The following is a 23,683-nucleotide window of genomic DNA, read 5'->3' as shown; positions in this document are numbered from 1 at the left end:
ACCATTGATAACTACTATCAACGGTGGTATTTTTTTATCTCTTAATCGTGTAACATCATTGCATTAATTGCAACAACAATTGTACTTAACGACATCACAACTGCACCCACTAATGGACTTAAAATAAAGCCAATTGGTGCTAAAACGCCGGCAGCCAATGGTAATGCAATAATATTATAACCTGCACCCCACCAAAGATTTTGAATCATTTTCAATCTTGTGTTTCGACTTAATTTCAAAAATTTTATGATATCCATCGGATTACTTTTAACTAATATAACGTCTGCAGAGTCGACAGCAACATCCGTACCTGAACCAATTGCCATCCCTATTGTTGCACTTGCTAAACTAGGCGCATCATTAATACCGTCACCAACCATGATAACGTTATGTCCTTCGCCCTCTAACTGACTAACAATTTTAGCCTTATCTTCAGGCATTAAGTTAGCACGAACATCTACAATACCTAGTTTTGCACCAACTTTATCAGCAGCTTGTTGATTATCACCAGTTAACATAATCACTTTGATATTCATTTTTTCTAATTTTTCGACTAAACCAAATGATTCTGGTTTAATTTGATCCCCTTGAGCAACATACCCAATCACTTTTTCATTTTGAATTAAATAACTAATTGAATCTCCTTCGTTGTCAGAAGCCATTTCATCCGTTAATAACTGTTGTTTATTAACATAAGCTTCAGAAACAATTTTGAATGCATCATCGTTAATATGTCCTTCTAATCCAACACCATTAATTTGTTGTGTTTCACTTGCAGTTGGAATCTCAATTTTTAAATCTTCTGCTTTTTGAATGATTCCTTTACCCAAAGGATGTGTCGATCCACGTTCTAACGACGCCATCAATCCGATAATTTCTGATTCAGAAAACTGATCAGTAAATGTTTTATATCCGGTTACCACGAAATGACCTTCAGTTAAAGTTCCTGTTTTATCAACAAGTAATGTGTCAATTGTGTGTGCAACTTCTAGCGCATTTCTATTTTTGATTAATAAGCCATTTTTAGCTGATAAAGAAGTACTTCTCGCAACAACTAATGGAATGGCTAAACCTAAAGCATGTGGACAAGCAATCACTAGAACAGTTACAAGAATTGATAATGCCTGACTAAATGTCCCTGTAATTAACCATACAATGAATGCTAAAATACCAACAGTCATGGCAGCATAAAATAAATATCCCGCAACTTTATCAGCTAACGTTTCCGTATCTGATTTTTCTGACTGCGCTTTTGTGACTAATTTAACAACTTGAGCTAAGTAACCTGTTTCACCAGTTCCCGTTACAGTCATTTGGATTTCTCCATTACCATTAACTGATCCACCAACGACTTCATCATCTACTACTTTTTCAACTTGTTTCGATTCACCAGTTATCATAGCTTCATCGACGCTTGTTTTACCAGAAATAATTGTTCCATCAGCTGGAATCGTTTCATTTCCTTTAACTAACAGAATATCTCCAACATGAACATTTGTTAAATCAACATCTTCAATTTTTTTATTTTCTCTAACGATATGTGCTTGTTTAGGTAAGAGTTGTGCTAATTTTTGAACAGCATCTCCTGCTGACATAACAGCGTTCATTTCAATCCAATGACCTAACAACATAATGACAATTAACGTTGCTAACTCCCAGAAGAAATCCATAACATGATGACTTGGATCTACAAGATTATTCATCACAACAGCATATAAGCTATACAAGTATGCCACACTAATACCCATTGCGATTAAGGTCATCATTGCTGGCTTTTTATCTGCAAGCTCCATCTTTGCACTATCTAAAAATGTTTTACCGCCATAGAAAAATAATCCAGTACCAATAAGTGCTACAACCCAATCAGATCCAGGGAAAGTAAACTGTAAGGGTAAGTTAATCCCCATCATAGGTGTCATTAAAACAATAGGAATTGCTAAAACTAAAGAAATCCAGAATTTCAATTTTAGATTTCCCATATGCATCATGTGCCCACCCATGTTCATTTGATCGTGGTCCATTCCTTCCATATCCATGTGATCCATACTCATGTGGTCCATATTTTTCATATCCTTATGATTCATATTCATGTGATCCATTTCTTTCATATCTTTGTGATCCATTTATACCGCCTCCATTAATTTATATTTTTAGTTTACACTTGTAAACTTAGATAGTCAAATAATTTATCTGTTACAAAAAAAATGTCAAAGAGATAAATATCCCTTTGACATTTTTATATAATCACATAAACATTTTAGTTAATTTACAATTCTATGCATCTTTACCAATTGTTTTACGACGGTTAACTTCTTTTTCAGCAAGTACATCGGAATCTTTAAATCCAAAGACCCAAGTACAACCAAATGCTACGATTATTGTAACAATTGATGCAATCCAAAAGTTAATTTCGTTACTCATTCCTCCACCAAACTTTAAAGGTGTAAAGAATGAAGGGAATCCGATTAATGAACCAGTAAATCCGTACATATTAACGTTTAATAGTCCGGCTACTAATCCACCAACTGCACCACCAATATTAGCTGCTAAGAAGACACGCCCATATTTTAAGGTAATCCCATAAATAGCTGGTTCTGTAATACCACTGAATGCTGCAATAACTGCACCACCAGATAATTCTTTAATGTTAGCCATTTTTGATTTAATCATAACTGCCATTACAGCAGCACCTTGAGCTACCATTGTAATTGAAACAATTGCATTTAAGTAGCTGTAGCCTTTTGAAGCAATATCGTTTGCGATTAAAGGAACAACTGCCCAATGTAAACCAAAGATAACTAAACATTGATATAATCCACCAATAACAAAACCTGCAATTGGGTAGTTTGCTGTTAAAATTGTGTTTAAAATAATAGAAATACCTGTACTAATTAACGTAATAATAGGTCCAACAATAATGATAATAGCGGCCGAAACGATCATAACTTCTAACAATGGTACAAAAATCATTCGTAAAACTTGTGGAATAACTTTTTTGAGTCCTTTTTCAACATAATGTGCTAACCATGCTCCAGCAATAATTGGGAAAATACTGTAAGTATAGTTAACCATATGAATTGGAATCCCAAATAAGTTAGTATTTAATGACATCCCCAAAAGTTGTCCAAACACTTTTGTTCCTGTTGCAATACCAAAAAGTGAAGGATATACCAAGACACCACCAACAATAGCCATAATAATTGGATCAGATTTTAACTTCTGTGCAGCTGTGAATCCAACAATAATAGGTAAGAAATAGAATGCTGAATCTCCCATGGCTGATAAGAAAATGTAAGTCTGTGATGTGGCTTCTGTCCAACGAAAATCGACAGCCATTTGAAGTAATCCTTTTAAAATACCACTAGCAGCCAATAATCCAATTACTGGCATCATAGAACCTGTGATAACACCAATCAAAGTATTAAATCCAGCATTCAATTTTCCACGGAATGTTGTTGGTTTTTCCTCAGCTGGTGCATCATCGGCAGCATCGACCTCGCCACCTGCGTATGATGTTCCTAATTGTGCAATAACTGCATCATAGACATCAGTAACAGCTGGTCCAATAACAACTTGATATTGTCCAACAGCATGACGAACATCAATTACACCTGTTAAATTTTTAATCACTTCATCGTCTGCTTTACTTTCATCAACTAAGTAAAATCGTAACCGCGTAATACAATGGATTAAACTCTTAATATTCTCTTTACCACCGACTTGTTTGATAATGTCTGTAGCTAATTGTGTGTAATCTTTTGCCATAACTATTCCTCCCCTTTTGCAGTACCAGATCCCACTTCCGTGCCACCTTCAAAAGGTTGTGGTTCCGATAATGTTAATTTGTCTAATTTATCTTGTGTATTTGTAATTACTACCATTAAAACATTGTCTAATTGTGCTTCAGAAACTTGTGTTAAATCCATAGTCCCAAGTAATTCACCACCATGAACACGAGCACCTTTTTTAATATTAATATCAAATGGTGCACCTTTTAAATCAACCGTATCAACACCCATGTGTAATAAAATTTCAAGTCCATTATCCATCGTGAATCCGATAGCATGTTTTGTTGATGCAACCAATGTTATAGTTCCAGATACTGGACTATAAATTTCCCCTGCGGTTGGTTTAAATCCGAAGCCATCACCCATTAATTTTTGAGCAAAAACAGAATCGCTCACATTTTCTAAATCAATTAACTCCCCAGTTGCTGGTGCGTAAAACTTATCATCATTTACCTTTTGTTTTCTTTTAAAAATCGACATTGTTCTCTCCCCCATTTTTTTTAATTTATTTAACTAGATTCGCTTACAGCGATTAAGCGTTTTCAAGTTATCCTTATAATAAACCTGTCTATACAGGATGTCAACGCTTTCTTTTCTTTTAAATTAACATTTATATATACTTGTATAGACTAGAATGTTTATGTTAAAATAACCTTATCATTGGAGGTGACTATTATGACGAACCAAAATAAACATTTAGGTATTTATCAAGATCTTGTCACTAAAATCACACATAATATTTACGCATCAGGAACATTCCTACCTAGTGAAATTCAATTGAGCCATTTATACGGTACTTCTCGCGAAACAATTCGAAAGGCTCTCCAAAATTTACTAACCAATGGCTATATTCAAAAAATTCGAGGCAAAGGATCGCTTGTTTTAGATATTCAACGATTCGCTTTTCCCGTCTCAGGTATTACTTCATATGAGGAACTGAATAAGTCTCTTCAAATGAATTCGGAAACACAAGTTAGACAGTTACTTGTCACAACTATTCCTATAGAGAGTTTTGCACCTAAGTCTGTTGTTGGCGATAAAGCGACATTTATTGAACGTCTACGACTTGTTAAAAATGAACCCAGTGTTATTGATCGTGACTACATACTTTCAGATATCGTACCTGAGATACCTTTAGCAGTTGCCCAAAATTCGCTTTATGATTATTTTGAAAATAAATTAGGCTTAGAAATCAGTTATGCTATTAAAAAAATTACAGTTGAACCAGCAGATACAACTATCCAAAAATTATTAAACATTCCAAAAACAGAATCTGTTGTTGTCATAAGAAGTGAAACCTATTTACAAGATAGTCGTTTATTTCAGATTACCGAAGCTATTCACCGCTCAGATCGTTTTAGTTTTGTTGATTTTGCACGACGGACGAAGAAAATATAACTAATAGGAGAATAACGATGACATTTGAAGATAAAATTATTTATCAAATTTACCCAAAATCATTTTATGATAGTAACAATGATGGCCTGGGCGATTTACAAGGGATTATCGCTAAAATACCTTATTTAAAACAACTCAATATTGATATGATTTGGTTTAATCCTTTTTTCATATCACCACAAAATGATAATGGCTATGATATCTCAGATTATTATCATATTGATCCTAAGTTTGGTACTATGGCTGATTTTGATGAACTTGTTACCAAGCTAAAATCTGTAGGCATCGATGTCATGATGGATATGGTTTTTAACCATACATCAACTGAACATGAATGGTTCCAAAAAGCGCTAAAAGGTGATCCAAAATATATGGCTTACTATTATATTCGTGGAGCAAAACCAGATAGCTCGCTTCCAACTAATTGGGATTCTAAATTTGGTGGTCCTGCATGGGAAGCTTTCGGAAATACGGGTAAGTACTACCTTCATCTCTACGACCCAACTCAAGCAGACTTAGATTGGCATAATCCAGCAGTTCGAAAAGAAATGGCCAAGATTGTTAATTTTTGGCGCAACAAAGGTGTTAAAGGTTTCCGATTCGACGTTATCAATGTCATCGGTAAAGATGTCAATTTACTTGATGCACCTTATGGTACTGATAGTAGACTTATGTATACAGATAAAAAAATAGTTCATCAATATCTACAAGAACTTAACGAATCTAGTTTTGGTCAAGACCCTGATGCTGTGACCGTTGGTGAAATGTCTTCTACTTCAATCGATAATTGTATTGAATACACGTTAGGCAAAAACAACGAGTTATCAATGGTCTTTACCTTCCACCATTTAAAAGTTGACTATACCCATGGAAATAAATGGACGACGATGCCTTTTGACTTTATGAGTTTAAAAAACATTCTAAATGATTGGCAATTAGGTATGACAGCTGGTCATGGTTGGAACGCTTTATTTTGGAATAATCATGATCAGCCTCGTGCTATTAATCGTTTTGGTGATCCCGTCCATTTTCGTGAAAAATCTGCCGAAATGCTAGCGACAACTATTCATTTATTACGTGGAACGCCTTTTATTTATATGGGAGAAGAAATTGGGATGAGCGATCCTCAATATCAGCATTTATCTGATTATAATGATATTGAAACCAAAAACATTTACCCAACATTATTAGCGAAAGGACTCAGTGAAACTGAAGCCTTAGACATTATTCAAGCAAAATCTCGTGATAATAGTCGTACTCCCATGCAATGGAATAACTCTGAGTATGCAGGGTTCTCAGCTGAAAAACCATGGTTGATGCCAATGAATCAGTCTATCGTCAACGTTCAAAATGAATTAGTACGCGGCGAAATATTTAATTACTATCAACAACTAATTAAATTACGTAAGACTCTGCCAATTGTCTCTGTTGGTGATTATCAACCTCTTTTAATGGACGATACTCAAGTTTTTGCTTACCAAAGAATACTAAAAAATCAACGTTTAATTGTTTTAAATAATTTCTATGGTACAACGACAACGATTACTTTACCTGCATTTACCGGGGAAATATCAACTGTCATCAATAATTATCCAACCGATATCAAATTAGAAACAGCTATGACGTTAGCTCCATATCAGTCAGTTGCCTTTTTGATTGACTAACTAAAATAAAGCAGCCTTGCAATTTTAAATTGTAAGGCTGCTTTATTTAGAACTTATTAAGATTAATCAAAGTAGATTTTAAAAGGACTAACTGGAATATGGTTTTCGTTCCATAAGCCGGCAGAAGTTACATTTGCATATGCATACTGTAAGCCAATTGATTCTTCTTCTAATCGAATCTTGATATCATTTGTACCTAAATCAATCACTGCAGGTTTTAAAACATCCCCTGGCATGATCCATTTTAAATCAATATCATTTGTTGTTTCAAGTTGTTCACAATTTGAAAAGTTAAGACGCATTTGTTTTACATCAGCTGAAATTTCAGATAATTGTGGACTTGTTTGCATTTCATCGAATTTACCAAAATTAGAATATAATTCGATTACACGATAACCTAATTGTCTTTTACTACTTGGATGAATCTCGTTAGCTGAATCTTCATCCATAGCTGTAACTAAGTAAACCCGATTTTCTGTTGCTGCAAACTTTTGTTGTGCATCGCGAATTTCAGCCCATGAATTAGCTATCTTATGATTATATTGTGGTAACTGAATAATATAAGTTGGTAATTTATTTTGTTTAAGCGTTTTGCGCCATTCACGGATTAATTTTTTCAAAAGTAACCCATAATGTTTTGTATCTATTCCTGCATCTCGTTCACCTTGATACCAAGTTAACAATTTAAATCGGTAAGGACCCACTTGTGATAACATCGTATCGTATAAATTATCGGATTCTTCTAAACTTGGAATTTTAGTATCAACATAAGCTGCTTTTAAAGTCTCGTTATTTATTAGTGTACTTTCTGATACCCAACTTGCAGCTGAAGTCCCATTTTTAGCACATAATACAAGGCCAATTGGTGTGTATTCATCATATTGACGAACCTTCTTAGCCATATAATAGCCTAATGCTGTAACGTTACCAATATTTTCTTCATCAACAATTTGCCATGGATTTTCTTCTGTTGATTGCTTTTCAGGTATATTGATAAAACGTAAATTCATCATTGGCATTGTTTTATTATGATCAAATTCATCATCTTTAGCCATTTTGAAGTTAGCATTTGATTGTCCAGCAATCAAGAATACATCTCCAAATTGTACGTCGCGTAAAATTATTTTATCTGTTCCTGATTTAACTAGAACGGTCACAATTGTAGGTGCTAAAAATGAGATACTTTCAATTAAAAAGTATCCTGTATCATCAGCAATTCCTGTTTCAATTGTATCTTCGCTACCGCCCATTGAAATCGTTACAGTTACTTCTTGATTGGGTTCTGCATAACCAAAAAAACGTGTTGTCTGATCTTGTTGCATAACCATATGATTAGTAAATAGTGGTGCTAATCGCAATGTTGTTGCCACTGTTAAACCCTTCTTTCTAGTCGCTGTCCATTAAGTATCCTTTACAATTATAACATAAGATAAGCCTCTATCGACTTTTTATCAAATGGATTAGTCAGCTACTTTGACTATTATTTAGTTGTTTGTCCTAGCTATTTTGAATAATAGTTGCTAGAATAAAGACAGTCAAAACAGTGTAAAATCGCCGGGTTTTACAAAAATAATAGTTATCACATCCAAGAGGCCATTTTTTAATGAAGGATGTTGGTACCTATTTTTTATTGTCCATTATTATAAGATTATAAAAAATAGGTACCGATAAGGAGCTCAAAATGAATAATCAAACGGTTTCTATCCGTCGTGAACTTTCAGGTTACGTCACACGGAACGTTTTAAGTACTTTAGGTTTATCTGTGTATCTTCTGGCAGATACATATTTCATTGCTAATGCGGTTGGAACAACTGGTTTAGCGGCTTTAAATATTGTATTACCCCTCTTTAATTTATTAAATGGCGTCGGGTTGTTACTCGGAATTGGTGGTGCAACTTTATTTTCTATTTTAAAGATTAAGGATCAAAAAGCGAGTCAAAAAATTTTCACACAGGTTTTAATTGTTGGGATTATTTTCGGCCTAGCTTTCTCAGTCTTAGGCTTTTTATTCATGAAACCTTTACTCTATTTTTTAGGTGCAAACGCAGGAACTTACAAATTAGCTGCTGAATACCTAACTTATATTTTGCTAGCTGCACCATTCTTTGCTTGTAATTATCTCGTTTTAAGTTTCATTCGAAACGATAATAATCCACATTTATCGATGGTTGCCATGTTAGTATCTAGTTTATTCAATATCATTTTTGATTATATTTTTATGTACCCATTACATCTTGGTATGGGTGGTGCTGCAATGGCAACTGCTGTTTCTCCAATTGTTGCTTTAGCTATATTAACCTTCCATCGTAAAAAGGAAGGACGTCTTTTAACGCTCCAACGAACGTCTATTCACTTTAAGACAATAAAAAAAGTTGTTCAATTCGGGTTCCCTGTCTTTCTAACTGAAATGAGTACAGGTGTCAGCATTTTTGCTTTCAACCTTGTCATTTTAAGTTTAGCGGGAAATACAGCTGTCGCAGCCTATGGAATTATCGCAAACATCGTCTTAGTCGCTTTATCACTTTTTAATGGTGTTGCCCAAGGAATTCAGCCTTTACTCAGTCGAGAATTTGGAATTCGGAATTGGCCAGAAGTTAAGCAAATATTACGTTTTGGGTTAATTGTTAGTTTTATTATTGGCACAATTTTATACCTTACATTGACCTTTGAAAAAGATCCTATTATTGCATTATTCAATAATAGTAACAACCAAGAGTTAATCCATTATGCTGAAATAGGCATTCCAATCTACTTCTTAAGCTTATTTGGATCATCCCTTAATGTTGTGTTTAGCATGTTTTTCTCAGCGATTGGCGAACCCAAACATGCACTTATTCTAGCTATCTTGCGCGGTTATGTCTTACTACTAGGCTTATTATTTATTTTTGCCCACTTCTTCAACTTAACTGGTGTTTGGGTTGCTTTACCCGTCACAGAATTAATCATTGTCGTCATCAGTACTGTATTCCTATTCAGTTTCTTTAATAAACAAATTAAAAAACAATAAAAAGAAGGTTTCTTATTTTATGAAAGTTAAACGTTTTGAAGCAATCACAATTCCCGTAACTGATGTCCAAAGAAGTTTACGTTTTTATCATGAAGTTTTTGATATGACTATGATTGAAAATAGTGAGTTACCTACTGTTCATTTTGGCCATCAAAAAATTATTTTTGAGCCATCAACTAATGTTATTCCAATGACACTTAGTTTCGTCGTTAGTGATTCAATGACCGCTATGGAAAATCACTTGAAAAATTATTTTGTGACTATTATCTCTGGCCCGATTGAAAAGCAAGATGTTAAAAATGCACAATCGATTACAATTTCAGATCCAGATCAGCATATAATCGAATTAATTAGTTATCAGAAATAGATTTACTAAGCTAACATCTAAGCGATGTTAGCTTTTTTACTACTATTAGGTTTTTAAATCTATATGCTTAGATTCTCTAAAATACTTTTCTTTATTCCCACAGCTAAACATGGTAATCTGAAAATGAGTTATATCAGAAAGGCGGTCCTACTATGCAACCTATTATTGATTTACAAGATATTTCACTAGAACTTAGTAACCAATCAATCTTGAACCACATCTCTTTTCAAGTAAACCCTGGAGACTTTTTAACAATCACCGGTCCATCTGGAAGCGGTAAAAGTACCGTTTTGAAATTAATCGCTGGTTTAATTTCAAGAACATCTGGTGATATTAAGTTCAATGAAAAATCAATTGACAGTTATGACCCAATCGAATATCGTCGGATTGTTTCTTATTGCTTCCAAACCCCCGTTTTATTCGGCGAAACCGTTAAAGACAATCTGGAGTTTCCTTATATCGTTCGTAAGCAAGACTTCGATGAATCTCGTGCCATTTCTGAATTAGAATCCGTAGGCTTACCCAGCAGTTATCTTCAGAAATCAATAAATGAACTATCTGGTGGCGAGAAGCAACGTGTTGCCTTAATTCGTAATTTAATCTTTTTACCCAAAATCTTACTGCTTGATGAAATCACAAGTGCTTTAGATTCAGAAAGTAAAAACATTATACACGCATTAATTAATCGTTTAAATGACTCAAATAAAATCACTATTATCGCTGTTACTCATGATGATAATGAAATAAAACTGGCTGATCAATTAATTAATATCGAGGCCGGAAAAATAACGGAGGTTAGACATGCATAATTTAGCCGTTAATAATCTTTCTCTCGTTTTCGCTTTTTCATTAGTACTTGTCTCACTAGGAATTGTATATAAAGAAAAATTAGGCCTAGCAAAAGATATTATTTATAGTGTCATTCGTGCAATTATCCAATTAGTCATCGTCGGATACATTTTAAAGTACGTCTTTAATATTAATAATATTATTCTAACTTTAGTTATGATGTTCATTGTTTTCTTTAACGCTGCGTATAGTGCACATAAAAAAAGCGCAGGAATTCCACATAGTTTTCGTATTTCGTTCATTGCCATTTTTTGTAGTACGTCCGTTACACTTGGCCTTTTACTACTAGCTGGAACGCTTAAATTTATTCCTTCACAAATTATTCCAATTACTGGTATGATTGCTAGTAATTCAATGGTTGCGATTGGTCTTTGTTACCGTAACCTTAACAGTAATTTCCGTGATCAACGCCAACAGATTTTAGAAAAACTAGCACTCGGTGCAGATCTCAAACAAGCAGCATACCCTATTATCCGTGAAAGTATCAAAACAGGGATGTCGCCTACTATTGATTCAGCTAAAACGGTTGGTATCGTTAGTTTACCTGGAATGATGTCTGGGTTAATCTTCGCCGGTGTTGATCCTGTCTTTGCGATTAAATACCAAATCATGGTCACTTTCATGTTACTTTCAGCAACAAGTATCTCATCAATTAGTGTTTGTTATCTTTCATATAAACAATTTTTTAATGATAAGAAGCAACTACGATAAATTAAATATCAATCAACTAAAATAGCCATATGTATAAGTTTTCCTTATACATATGGCTATTTCTTACTCTATAACTTGAAACTCACGGTCCTTCAATACATATTGCGTATCACACATTTTAGCAACATCTGGTTCATGCGTTACAATGATGACACATTTATCTTGTGATTTAGCTAAATCTTGAAGTAATTCAATAATTTCTTTCGTATTAACTTCATCCAAATTACCGGTCGGTTCATCAGCTACGACTAATCGTGCGTCACAACACATCGTTCTGACAACAGCGACTCGCTGTTGTTGCCCACCAGAAAGATGTTGAACGTTCTTCTTAGCCATATCCTCATCAATACCAACTTTTTTCAACATATCAAAGGCATATTGTTTATCACCAGCATGTGTTGCTCCGGTAATGTCCATCGCAGTCATTAAGTTTTCCAACGCTGACATATAAGTAAATAAATTATAGGATTGGAAGATAATCGAGACATCTTTATTTCGATAATGAGTTAATCCGATTTTATTGATTGCCTCACCTTCATATATAATTTCTCCAGATTTTGGTTTATCTAAACCAGCAATTAGTGAGAGAAATGTTGTTTTTCCTGAGCCACTACTACCGACAATTGCATATGATTTACTTCTTTCAAAAGTTAAATTAACCTTTTCAAATAAGGGGTTATCCTTATTTTCATACCAATACGCGACATCTTTAATTTCAATCATTTAATCACTCCTTTCTATTATTTATGAAATCAGAATTTTCTTGGGTTCAAGTCGTAAAATACCTAACGATGCTAACATAATCGAGATAAAGATAATTGCCAGACCCATACCACCTAATTCTGCCAAATCTTTGATACTTACAGTTGTGCTTAGATTCTTTAATTTCTCAGATTTAGTTGTCGCTGACTGCCCTGGTATACCACTTGGATCTGTTCCACCAAATTGTCCACCTTTAGTACCACTTGGCGCACCGCCTCCACCTTGCATATCATTTGAAGTTGTAGCTGTTGTAGATGTCGTTGTTTGTTGGCTTATCAATTGATCACCTACTGCATTACCAACGAATTTCCCACCAATTCCGGCAACAACTAATGACACGAGTAGAACCATAAACATTTCAACAAAGAATTGTGCAATAACTTTCCAACGTTTTTCACCTAATGATAGGAGGACACCAATTTCATAGCGACGTTCTCTAATCATTAAAATAACAATTAAGGCAAGAATGATAGTTCCTGCAACTGCGACTAATAGAACAATTTTTTGGGCAAAACTCTTAACATTATTCAATGGTGTCAGCATTGATTGATAAGTACTATCGTTTGTTGACATTGAAAATTTAGATGTGTTAATTAATTTCTTAGCTGCTTTTGTGAAAGTTTCTGACTTGGCTGGATCACTTAATGTATACACAACTGAATCGGCCGTATCTTTATACTTACTACCTTTTAAAGTATTCGCAAATGTGTAAGCTGTATAAATAGTATTTGATGGATCAGTAGCTCCTGGCCCACCCATACTTGTAGAACTAGTTGAACTAGCTTTATAAATACCGACAACTTCAACTTTATACTTCGTACCACCAGTTGATTTCATTGTAATTGTATTGCCCACAGAAATATGGTTAGTAGAAGCAAGTTCTGATTCAATCACAACGTTTTTAGTATTTAAATCACTCGAATTTAAACCACGACCTTTTGTAATTTTGGCACCACTAGTATTTAGTGCACTAGCCGTTGAACTTACACCGGAAATAGAAATATCACCCGTTGTTGCAGAAGTTGCCATTTTCTTGCCGCCCATCCCACCACTTTGACTTGAGGTCGATGTTGTTTTAATGGCATCAAATGAAGAAGCATTAGCTGTAGTTGAAGTGGTGATACTGTAACTCTTCACATTGCTTAATGCACCAACTTTTTTAGCTGTTGCGACTGTTACCCCAGCTAAGTTTAATGATGGTTTAGTGGTTTTTGAGCTTGAAGTTTTCATCTCGCTAAAAGCTTTATCTCGATTAGCTGATAATGTCACCGTTGCACCCGCACTCTTCTTCGCATCATTTGCCGCAGTTGTTGCTGCATTTTGAATAATTAATCCTGCTAAAACGAATAACATAATAGCTGACATAACTAATACAAGTAAAAAAGATCGTCCTTTTTTTGCTTTAAGATTTAATAAAGCACGTTTAAAAAAATTCATATTTATTACCTCCATATTCTCTTAAATTATTTGATAAGAATAAGCATAGCTAATAATTATGAATTATTTTTGAATATTATCAGAACATTTTCGTTTGTTATACAAAAAAAAGTTTTATTATGAATAATAATTCATAATAAAACCGTTTTCTTTATTTAATCTATTAGACTTTTCCAATCTCTCGACCAGATTAATCCTAAACATTTTTCACCTGTGTGAACACCGACAAGTGGTCCAATATAACCCGATTCAAATTTCATTTTAGGAAAACTAGTTCTCAAGTCTTGTCCCCATTCAGCTTGAAGTTCCGGATTATTCGCATCAATTAAATTAATTTGAACTGGATAATCAAGTGAACGTGTTGCTTCTGAGAATTGAGCTTTAATTTCAGAATAGGCATTTTTCATTTTGCGTTCTTTACCAATAGCAACGATTTTACCTTCTTTATCAAAAGTTAAAATCGGTTTAATTTTCAATATGTTTCCAACAAAACCTGAATGATTTGATAAACGACCGGTCCTCATTAAATGATTTAAATCATCAACAACAAAAAGAACCCGTGTTGTTTCTCTTAATTCGGCTAACTTTTCAAGTATTTCCATAACGTTTTTATCTTTATTAGCTAATGTGGCAGCCAATTGAACCATGTTACCCATCCCCGCGCAATCAATTTTCGAATCAAAAACATGCACATTGATGGCCGAAACAGATGATGCGAAAGCTTCAAGATTACCAACTAATCCACTAATACCTGATGATAAATGGATACAAATAACATCTGTATAGCCTTCAGCAGCAAGTGCCTTAAATTTTTCTTCCATTTCACCCATCGATACCTGGGAAGTTGTTGGTAAAACATCTTCTGTTTTTAATAATTGATAAAATTGAGTTGCCGTTAAATCGGCATTTTCATGATAGACATGATTTCCAAATAATACTGGGTTATTTACTACTTTAATATCTAATTGTTCAACAATCTCATCTGTAAGATAAGCTGAACTATCCGTTAATACAGCAATTTTCATTATTTCACATCCCTATTTTTACTATCCTATCACACATTATGCTCGAATACTTTAATTTAACTAACCATTTGGCGACCAATAACTAATCCTAACAGTGTCATCAAGCCACCAACAATATAACTAGCTAATAAATAAATCATGAATAACGATATTTTTTGGCTTTTAATTAATTTAACCAATTCAAAGTTATACGTTGAAAAGGTTGTAAAACCACCCATTGTTCCAGTACCAAGTAAGACTAACATCGGACTAGATAAATTAATTCCTGTTAAAAGACCTAAAATAAAACTACCTATCAGATTAATTAATAACGTTCCAACTGGAAATTGATCAGTTAGATATCGATTACTTAAATTTGTTATCCCATATCTTAACATAGCACCGATTGCAGCGCCAATCCCAACTAATAGTGTCATCATGAACGTTCACTCTCCATTCGCCAATCTCCAATCCGATTGCCTAATGAATAACCAAGTAATGTCATGGAAAGTCCACCTATAATCGTTACTAACACATAGATGAGTGCATAGCCCCATTGTTGCGTCTCTATTAACTTTACAGCTTCCAAACTATATGTTGAAAACGTTGTAAAAGCACCTATAAAACCTGTTTTTATCCCCAAAGTTAACCAATCTGGGACTTTTTCGGTTGTTTCAATATACTGAACTAAGAACGCCAAAATAAAGCACCCTACGACATTAATCATTAATGTCCCCAGTGGGAATCCATTTGGTTGAATAATCGTTAAACCAAGTAAGTACCGACTTATTCCACCAAAAAAAGCAAACAATGCAACAATTATATAATTCATTTTATGACCTTCTTATCAATTTTACATTTACTACTTCATTTTACCGAATTATCTAGTTAATACCAAATTAAAATGGACCACTAGAAATTATCTAGTGATCCATTTAGGCTAATCTTGGCTTAGTTTAAATTGACTCCATGGTTTCAAAAAATCGAGTAAGAATAATTCATCATCTATAATATGCCCAACAATATTTACACGACCATCATTTTTCATTTCTTTTAAAGCAATTTGTGTTTCACCTTTATATTGTCCATAACCTTCATTATCAATTAAGACGTCACCACGCTTAATTAATTTTGTATTATGTGCAGGAAATTCTTTATCTTTATACACAACCCGTGTCATTGTCGAACGTAAAAGATACGCTGAACGATCTCCGCGGTAACTATGAATATTATCAAATAATACTACTTTTTCAACCTCAGTAATATCATCTGCCGTTTCAATTTTAATCGTCGGATAATTGGCGTTGAATGCTTCTGATGCTGCTTTTAATTCATTTTCTGAAGCGTACGCGTTTGCGATAATCACATCATCAATTAAATCTGTCATCACCATATGTTTAACTTGTGTGGCAATATCTAAATGTCGATGATCCTCTAATGTACATAGTCCATCAGCAGTTGGCCAAGGTCCAAAAGTAGCTGACTTAGCATTAACAAAAGCTGCCGTATTTAAATTGTATTTTTTAAATTTCTCACTGCAAGCTACAAAAAAGTTATACTCTAATCCTGTGTATTCATGTGGATAAAAATTATGTGAACCTAATAAGTTCTCTCTTTTTGGTGAATAACTCATAATGTTATCCACATAGTTAGTCCCAGAACTCATATTTATTTCTATTTTTAAGTCATATGGATTGCGTGTCATTGCTGCTTCTTCTGCACCTGTAAATCCTAAATCTAATCGAACACCATATGCACCCATATCGTCAAAGAATTTTAAATCTTGATAACTAATATTTAGTTGTTCAAATAAATCAGGATTGATATCAACCATTACTTCCATACCAAGTTTATTTGCGTAAGCAACTGTCTTTTTAAATTCTGATAATACCTTATCTTTACCATCTGTCACTTGGAGTAAACTCGTAAAGACTCTTTTATACCCGTATTTACATGCCAAATCTAAATATGCTGTATCATCATTATAATTTGATCGTTCTGGATAAATTGAAATACCTAATTTTCCCATTATTATTCCTCCTAAATATTATTAAGGTCTATACCAATATTATAAAGGACATATAATGTAATTGAAAGCGCATTCCAAAAAAACTTTTGATTATTTTTAAATTTTTTCTTAATGTTAAGGTTATTTTAAGGTTCATGTTGTATATTGAACTTATCCCAAAACAACATAAATAACTAACCTTTATACTTTTTCATTTCTCCTCCAAAGTAATGAGAGAGAGAGCTAATTTATTAGCTCTACAACTTACTCCCTAGAGACTGCCTTCCCAGCAGTCTCTTTTTTGTTTCTAAATATTAAGAATCGTGCTAATATTTTAATCACGAAGGAGGTCTTAAGGATGCAAACCATTTATACGCTAATAACATTGATTTTTCTTAGTGTTATACCACTTCTTGTAGCTGCTTTTTTACTAACAGCTGTGAACAGTAATACAAAAAAACAATTATCATTAAATCAACAATTATACTTGGGTTCATTGGGTATTATTATCCATGAAGCAAGTCATGCTATAATGGCTTTTTTATTTGGATTTCACGCCATTGAAGTTAAATTAATTAAACGTCCACATCCCGAAATTGGTGATAACTCACTTGGATTCGTTCGTTATAGCTCACCTAAAAATATGCGTGGTAAAATTGGACAAGCAATGGCCGGTATTGCGCCCATCATTGGCTGTTCAATCGTAATTATTGGCCTTTTTATTCTACTGCTACCTCACTCTTTTAATCTACTATCAACAATGCTAGTTAACCAAGCATTTAATACTCAATCGTTATTTAACCTATTCACCTCGTTATTTCAATCTTGGTCATTAAGACTTATCCTGTGGTTGTTAATCACAACATCTATTACAATTGGTGGTTTTGATTTAAGCTCAGCAGATAGAAAAGGATTTGGTCTTGGATTCAGTTTATTAGCACTTTTAATCATTATCTTTTATTATTTCTTAACTCTATTTAATCACCAGACTTTAATGATGACTCTACTATCAAAATTTGCCTTATCTATTGGTCTAATTACTATTTTGATGCTGTTTTTATTACTTATTACAAATTGGCTGGTTAAAATCATCAAAAATAAATAAGACTATCTCATATTGAAATGGTCTTATTTATTAGTTGTATCGACTTATTTATTTCCACCACAATTTAACTAATGCTTGTGTACCGTCATTACCTAATCCATCTTCATCAACTAATTTTTCATATAGTACTTTAGCTTCTTTTGTTGCGGGTAGATTAATATTCATTTTTTCTGCTTCGTCTAATGCAATACGCAAATCTTTAAGAAAATGTTTTGCAAAGAATCCTGGTGTATAGTCATCACTTAAAACTCGGGGCGCATAATTGTCTAAACTCCAATTTGCTGCACTTCCCCCGCCAACTGTTTTAATGACACTTTCCAAGTCTAAGTTTGCTGCCTTAGCGTAAACTAACAGCTCAGTCATTCCGGTCATTGTTCCAGCAATCATAATTTGATTAGCCATTTTTACATGTTGGCCTGATCCATAACCACCAAACAAGGCAATTGTTGTTCCCATCTTTTCAAAAATAGGTTTCACTTGTTCATATACATCACTGTGTCCACCAACCATAATTGTTAGCTTCGCATTCTTTGCACCAATATCACCACCAGAAACAGGTGCATCTAACGCAAACAACTCATGAGTTTCCGCGTAATCACCAATTTTTTTCGCTAGTGTTGGTGTACTTGTTGTCATATCAACTACAATTGCGCCTTTTTTAGCACCAGCAAAAATACCATTTTCTTCAAAATATATTGCTTCTACATCTGCAGGAAAACCAACCATCGAGAAGATAATATCACTTTTAGCCGCAACCAATTGTGGCGAATCAGCCCATATTGCCCCTTGGCTAACTAAGTCATCTGTCTTTGATTTGGTTCGATTAAACACGGTTACTTCATAGTTCGCTTTCAATAAATAACTAACAATTGCTGAGCCCATAACGCCCGTTCCAATAAACCCAATTTTTTTCATAATAATCTCCTTTTATAATTTTCTTTAGTATGCACCTTTAAGGTTACGACTGCCATTAATAATAGTTAAGCCTAAAATAAAATCCCACTACAAAATTTGTAGTGGGATTTTATTTATACTGCTTTATTTTGAGCAACTTTTTCACTTAAATACTTTGAAAATTTACTCTTATCATGATAACCAACAACTTTTTCAATTGCTTTGCCATCTTTAAATAATAGAAAACTCGGAATACTCATGACATCATATTCCAATGCTGTTTCTTTATTTTCATCAATATTCAACTTTACAAATTGCATATCATCTTTGAATTCTTGTTCTAATTCATCAATAACAGGTTCCATCATACGACATGGACCACACCAAGGAGCCCATAAATCAACAATTGTTAATCCGGAATCTGTATGTTCCGCGAGCGTTTTATCTGTTACTTTTGTGACCATTTTATCGCCTTCGTTTCGTTATTTTTTATTCTGAATATTATACATATGAATTAAAGTCGTTAATATAATAGCCCCAAAAACAATTCCAGCAAAAAGTACTGCTGAAACTTCGATACCAATTTGAGGGATAGAAAGGAATAACTTCACCGCAATTAATGCGATTAGCAAGTAAGCCATTGATTCTAACTCCGGAACAACCTTCATCAACTTCATAATCAATGTCGCAATCCCACGCATGGCTAAAATTCCAAACATCCCACCGATTAAAACAATGACTGGATTTGTCGAAATTGCTAACGATGCTAAGACAGAATCAATTGAAAAAACAATATCCATCATCTCAATTGAAATAACAACTGACCAAAACAATGAGAATGGACCTTTTCGTCCATTACTTTTTTTCTCTGATTTAGGTTTTGGCGTTTTAATTTTTGAAAAGAAATAATGGGCTGATAGGTAAATAAGATACCCAGCGCCAATTACTTTAATTTCCCAGAAATCAATTAAAAATGTTCCAATTCCAATAATGATGAACCGGAAAATATATGCACCCCATAATCCGTAAAATAATGCTTTTTCTTGTTCTTTTTTACTTGGTAATTTTTGTGTTTGTGCAGCTAATACAATTGCGTTATCCACTGATAATAAGCATTCGATTACTGCTAATGATAGGATAATTATCCAATCACTACTTGATTCGACAACTGTTTTCCAATTGTTTAGATCAAAAAATGGTCCATATAAGTTTGCTAACATTTAATTCTCATACTTTCTTTCAATAATTTTTATAAATAACTGTAAATGATTATTATACAGCAATTACCAGATTATGCCATAACATATGAACAACAGTAACTGCCAGCTACATTTCTCGAATAGCAATCAATAATGACAGTTATGACACTTTATCTCGATTCATTAAAACAACATGTTGGTCTTGCTCATTTAACCGATCAACATGTTTTTCGCCCCAAACACACAATTTATTTAATATAGTACTCAAAGACTCACCATATTCAGTCAATTGATAATCTACTTTTGGTGGTACCTGTTCATAGATATGTCTAGAGATAATCCCATCGGCTTCCAATTCACGTAATTGTTGCGTTAACATTTTTTGGGTTATTTTCGGAATTGCACGTTTCAGCTCACTAGTTCTTCTTTTTCCACCACGTAAATGGCATAAAATAATTGTTTTCCATTTTCCGCCAATGACTTCTAAAGTCGCTTCAACACCAATATTATATGTTTTATCTTCCATTCTTCCTCCTATAGGCACTAAAAAGTTCCTATAGCACTTTTTAGTACGTTATTGTCTTATTGTTGCGTACACGTATAATCATAAATTGTAGCATTATTCCAACAAAAATCAAGGAGGCTTTACAAACTTATGGAAAAACCAAAAATATCACCATCCCTAACACTCTTAGCATTGGCTATTAGTGCTTTCGCAATCGGATCAACAGAATTTATTAGCGTTGGGCTCATCCCCTTATTAGTCAAAGATTTTGGTATTTCATTAAGTCAGGCAGGACTTAGCGTTTCATTATATGCATTCGGTGTCACAATAGGTGCACCCGTTCTAACTATTTTAACTGGCCAATTTGATCGAAAAAAATTACTCTTAAGTATCATGGCGTTATTTATCGTTGGTAATTTAGTTGCAGCATTTGCACCAACTTTTTCAATTTTATTAATTGGTCGAATTATTTCTGCATTGTCTCACGGTATATTCATGACAATCGCTTCCGTTATTGCGGCTGATGTTGTTGAACCTTCAAAACGTGCTAGTGCTATTTCAGTCATGTTTACTGGTTTAACCGTTGCAACTGTAACCGGTGTTCCTTTAGGTACATTTATTGGTCAACATACTAGTTGGCATGGATCATTTATTTTTATTAGTATCATTGGACTAATTGGTTTAATCGCCAACTTTTTCCTCGTACCAAATGGTTTACCAATTCCTGGAAAATCTGATGCGCATGGTTTTATCCGTGTCCTTAAGAACAAATATCTATTGATTACGTTATCATTAACCGCCTTAGGTTACGGTGGGACATTCGTTGTTTATACGTATATTACGCCACTCTTAGAAACTTCAATGGGTTACAGTGAAAGTGCTGTTGTTATCATTTTAATCGTCTACGGATTGATGGTTGCCCTTGGAAATACGATTGGCGGCCGTTTAGCAAACCATAATCCGCTCCAAGCATTATTAAAAATGTTTATCGGACTTGCAGTCGTCTTATTTATCCTTTTCTTTACTGCTAAAATGTCAATTCTAGGTTTATTAACCGTTATGGCCTTAGGACTATTCGCCTTTATGAATGTTCCAGGATTACAACTATACGTTGTTCAATTAGCTGAAAAATATACCCCTAAAGATATTACTTTAGCATCGTCGCTAAATATTTCTGCTTTCAATATTGGCATTACGTTAGGCTCTTTAATTGGTGGACAAGTTGTTTCTAATCTCGGATTAGGTATGACGCCACTTTTTGGGACAGTCATGGTTTTAATCGCCATCTTCATGACAATGTACTTAATTACACTCAATAAGAATGAGAAATAACAAAAAAACGGGTCACAACGAATATAAAATTCATTGTGACCCGTTTTTATTAGGCTCTCTTTGCACGTAACCCGATTCCCGTCCAACCACTAATGATTGAAAAGACAGGCGATAGTAAGCTAAAGAACGCAAATGGTAAGTAGTCTAGCGTTGGAACTCCCAACGTGCTTGCTGCAAACGCACCAGCTACACCCCAAGGGATTAAGTAATTAATCACTGTTCCGCCATCTTCAAGTGCACGACTTAAGGCTAAATTATCTAATTTTGATTTATCAAAAGCGGGTTTAAACGCTTTTCCAGGTAAAATAACTGATAAGTATTGTTCTCCAACAAATAAATTAACTCCAATTCCAGCAAAAATAGTTGCCGTAATTAATTTACCAGATGAATTTAAACGTTTAACTAAAGGTTCCATAACGACTTCAATAATATTGAAGTTCATTAGTAAGCCGCCTAACGTTAAAGTTAAAATTATTAATGACACGGTTCCCATCATACTTGAAACGCCACCTCGTGTTAACAGCATATCCACATTTGCATCTCCAGTTTTAGAAACAAATCCTGACTGAATCAACGCCGCAACATCTTGTAAACTCGTAAATGGTTTTTGAATAAATAACATAACTAACGATACACCAATATTGATAAATAACGTTGGAATAGCTGGAATTTTTAACCAGGCACAGACAAACATTAAGATAATTGGTAATGCCGCCCAAGCTGTGATTGAAAAGTGACTAGATAAAATTGAAATCGTATGATTGATTTTATCCATATTTGCTGCCATACTACCACTTCCCAAAATGAAATATAAAATTAAAGATCCTACAAAAGCAGGAATTGTTGTCCACATCATATTTTTAATATGTTTAAATAAATCAGATTCTCCAATGGCAGCTGCTAAGTTCGTTGAATCTGATAAGGGAGACATTTTATCCCCAAAGATAGCACCTGAAATAATTGCTCCTGCCACTAGTGCAGGATTAACCCCCATCGTCATCCCCATACCGAATAGTGCGATACCCACAGTTGAAATTAAAGTGAAGGCACTCCCAATTGATAATCCGATAATAGCACAGACAATAAAAACGGAAGGCACAAAGAATTGAACACTAATCAGATTAAATCCCCAAATCATTAAGGTTGGAATAATTCCTGCCGCAATCCAAGTCGCAATCAATGAGCCAATCAAAATAAAAATAAAGATGGGAATTAACCCTGTACTCATTCCATCCTTGATACCCGCGTGAATCTCATCCCATGAAAAATGACGAATTCTAGCCCATAAAATTAACAACCCAATCACTAACATAACTGGTGTTTGAGGTGATAACCCAAACTTAATTACACCAAATCCCATAATAATCAACATTACTACTAAAACACTTGCTGCTTCTGTAAACGATAATTTATTTTTCATTAGTAAACACTCCTATTTTTTAGTCGATTCTAGTATTTATCATGAAAAGTTTGATATCGAAACTGACCCCAATTTATATTTTTCATTTTTAACACTCCTTTTCTGGACAAAAAAAGTCCCTGATACAATATTAAATATTGTATCAGGGACGACTCTAGCCGTGGTACCACCCAGTTTAATTGAGAACCCAAATTCTCACTCACTAGATGATAACGGTTCTAGATATTTATCCG

21 protein-coding genes and 1 pseudogene are annotated in these 23,683 nt (G+C 34.0%); 8 read left to right on the top strand and 14 right to left on the bottom strand.

The features are described 5' to 3' along the window. Positions 1-41: 41 nt before the first annotated feature. Positions 42-2,069, bottom strand: a complete 2,028-nt coding sequence (locus tag AC1RPQ_RS01225; protein ID WP_481761140.1) for a copper-translocating P-type ATPase — start codon at positions 2,067-2,069, stop codon at positions 42-44. A gap of 205 nt (positions 2,070-2,274) precedes the next feature. Then, positions 2,275-4,268 (bottom strand): annotated as a pseudogene (locus tag AC1RPQ_RS01220) (PTS sugar transporter subunit IIABC). 195 nt (positions 4,269-4,463) lie between these two features. Between AC1RPQ_RS01220 and treR the strand changes: the two are divergent. After that, positions 4,464-5,186, top strand: coding sequence for a trehalose operon repressor (gene treR / locus AC1RPQ_RS01215; protein ID WP_481760945.1), 723 nt, complete (start codon positions 4,464-4,466; stop codon positions 5,184-5,186). Between the two features lie 17 nt (positions 5,187-5,203). After that, complete coding sequence (gene treC / locus AC1RPQ_RS01210; protein WP_481760946.1) at positions 5,204-6,850, top strand: alpha,alpha-phosphotrehalase; 1,647 nt, start codon at positions 5,204-5,206, stop codon at positions 6,848-6,850. Between the two features lie 62 nt (positions 6,851-6,912). Here the strand turns inward: treC and AC1RPQ_RS01205 are convergent, their stop codons facing one another. Continuing rightward, positions 6,913-8,220 (bottom strand): sialate O-acetylesterase, encoded by a 1,308-nt coding sequence (locus tag AC1RPQ_RS01205; protein WP_481760947.1) that lies wholly within the window; start codon positions 8,218-8,220, stop codon positions 6,913-6,915. A gap of 311 nt (positions 8,221-8,531) precedes the next feature. Here AC1RPQ_RS01205 and AC1RPQ_RS01200 point away from each other — a divergent pair, with 311 nt between their 5' ends. From AC1RPQ_RS01200 to AC1RPQ_RS01185, 4 genes are all read left to right on the top strand, one after another. Further along, the gene (locus AC1RPQ_RS01200; protein ID WP_481760948.1) at positions 8,532-9,857 is read left to right on the top strand and encodes an MATE family efflux transporter; all 1,326 of its coding nucleotides are present in this window, start codon (positions 8,532-8,534) and stop codon (positions 9,855-9,857) included. 19 nt (positions 9,858-9,876) lie between these two features. Then, positions 9,877-10,224 (top strand): VOC family protein, encoded by a 348-nt coding sequence (locus AC1RPQ_RS01195; RefSeq protein WP_481760949.1) that lies wholly within the window; start codon positions 9,877-9,879, stop codon positions 10,222-10,224. A gap of 152 nt (positions 10,225-10,376) precedes the next feature. After that, the gene (locus AC1RPQ_RS01190) at positions 10,377-11,033 is read left to right on the top strand and encodes an ABC transporter ATP-binding protein (protein ID WP_481760950.1); all 657 of its coding nucleotides are present in this window, start codon (positions 10,377-10,379) and stop codon (positions 11,031-11,033) included. Beyond that, positions 11,026-11,784: an ABC transporter permease gene (locus AC1RPQ_RS01185; protein ID WP_481760951.1), complete on the top strand. Its 759-nt coding sequence runs from the start codon at positions 11,026-11,028 to the stop codon at positions 11,782-11,784. The genes AC1RPQ_RS01190 and AC1RPQ_RS01185 overlap by 8 nt, the downstream gene beginning before the upstream one ends. Positions 11,785-11,847: 63 nt before the next feature. Here the strand turns inward: AC1RPQ_RS01185 and AC1RPQ_RS01180 are convergent, their stop codons facing one another. From AC1RPQ_RS01180 to AC1RPQ_RS01155, 6 genes are all read right to left on the bottom strand, one after another. Beyond that, positions 11,848-12,507, bottom strand: a complete 660-nt coding sequence (locus AC1RPQ_RS01180; protein ID WP_481760952.1) for an ABC transporter ATP-binding protein — start codon at positions 12,505-12,507, stop codon at positions 11,848-11,850. 21 nt (positions 12,508-12,528) lie between these two features. After that, positions 12,529-13,983 carry an ABC transporter permease gene (locus AC1RPQ_RS01175; protein ID WP_481760953.1) on the bottom strand — a complete coding sequence of 485 codons (1,455 nt, stop codon included), beginning with the start codon at positions 13,981-13,983 and terminating at the stop codon, positions 12,529-12,531. Between the two features lie 155 nt (positions 13,984-14,138). Beyond that, complete coding sequence (locus AC1RPQ_RS01170) at positions 14,139-15,008, bottom strand: DegV family protein (RefSeq protein WP_481760954.1); 870 nt, start codon at positions 15,006-15,008, stop codon at positions 14,139-14,141. Positions 15,009-15,064: 56 nt separating this feature from the next. Then, positions 15,065-15,427, bottom strand: a complete 363-nt coding sequence (gene crcB, locus AC1RPQ_RS01165) for a fluoride efflux transporter CrcB (RefSeq protein ID WP_481760955.1) — start codon at positions 15,425-15,427, stop codon at positions 15,065-15,067. After that, the gene (crcB, locus tag AC1RPQ_RS01160) at positions 15,424-15,819 is read right to left on the bottom strand and encodes a fluoride efflux transporter CrcB (protein ID WP_481760956.1); all 396 of its coding nucleotides are present in this window, start codon (positions 15,817-15,819) and stop codon (positions 15,424-15,426) included. Before crcB (AC1RPQ_RS01160) ends, crcB (AC1RPQ_RS01165) begins: the two co-directional genes overlap by 4 nt. 108 nt (positions 15,820-15,927) lie before the next feature. After that, positions 15,928-17,016 (bottom strand): DUF871 domain-containing protein, encoded by a 1,089-nt coding sequence (locus tag AC1RPQ_RS01155; RefSeq protein WP_481760957.1) that lies wholly within the window; start codon positions 17,014-17,016, stop codon positions 15,928-15,930. 337 nt (positions 17,017-17,353) lie between these two features. Between AC1RPQ_RS01155 and AC1RPQ_RS01150 the strand changes: the two genes are divergently transcribed. Continuing rightward, positions 17,354-18,100: a hypothetical protein gene (locus AC1RPQ_RS01150; protein WP_481760958.1), complete on the top strand. Its 747-nt coding sequence runs from the start codon at positions 17,354-17,356 to the stop codon at positions 18,098-18,100. Between the two features lie 48 nt (positions 18,101-18,148). Here the strand turns inward: AC1RPQ_RS01150 and AC1RPQ_RS01145 are convergent, their stop codons facing one another. From AC1RPQ_RS01145 to AC1RPQ_RS01130, 4 genes are all read right to left on the bottom strand, one after another. After that, positions 18,149-19,015, bottom strand: a complete 867-nt coding sequence (locus tag AC1RPQ_RS01145; RefSeq protein WP_481760959.1) for an NAD(P)-dependent oxidoreductase — start codon at positions 19,013-19,015, stop codon at positions 18,149-18,151. Positions 19,016-19,128: 113 nt separating this feature from the next. Then, on the bottom strand, positions 19,129-19,458 hold the full coding sequence (gene trxA, locus AC1RPQ_RS01140) for a thioredoxin (RefSeq protein WP_481760960.1): 330 nt from the start codon (positions 19,456-19,458) through the stop codon (positions 19,129-19,131). Positions 19,459-19,476: 18 nt separating this feature from the next. Then, positions 19,477-20,214: a TerC family protein gene (locus tag AC1RPQ_RS01135; RefSeq protein ID WP_481760961.1), complete on the bottom strand. Its 738-nt coding sequence runs from the start codon at positions 20,212-20,214 to the stop codon at positions 19,477-19,479. Positions 20,215-20,353: 139 nt separating this feature from the next. Next, entirely contained in the window at positions 20,354-20,719 is a 366-nt protein-coding gene (locus AC1RPQ_RS01130) for a winged helix-turn-helix transcriptional regulator (protein ID WP_409021715.1), read from the bottom strand. A gap of 129 nt (positions 20,720-20,848) precedes the next feature. On the opposite strand from AC1RPQ_RS01130, the gene AC1RPQ_RS01125 reads away from it, so the two are divergent. Continuing rightward, positions 20,849-22,030, top strand: a complete 1,182-nt coding sequence (locus AC1RPQ_RS01125; protein WP_481760962.1) for an MFS transporter — start codon at positions 20,849-20,851, stop codon at positions 22,028-22,030. 49 nt (positions 22,031-22,079) lie between these two features. Here AC1RPQ_RS01125 and nhaC read toward each other — a convergent pair whose 3' ends face one another. Further along, positions 22,080-23,450 (bottom strand): Na+/H+ antiporter NhaC, encoded by a 1,371-nt coding sequence (gene nhaC / locus AC1RPQ_RS01120; protein ID WP_481760963.1) that lies wholly within the window; start codon positions 23,448-23,450, stop codon positions 22,080-22,082. Between the last annotated feature and the right edge of the window lie 233 nt (positions 23,451-23,683).

It is taken from the genome of Dellaglioa sp. CoH-57-MRSF-21 (genome assembly GCF_056781915.1).
This window is presented reverse-complemented; position numbering and strand designations above follow the sequence as displayed.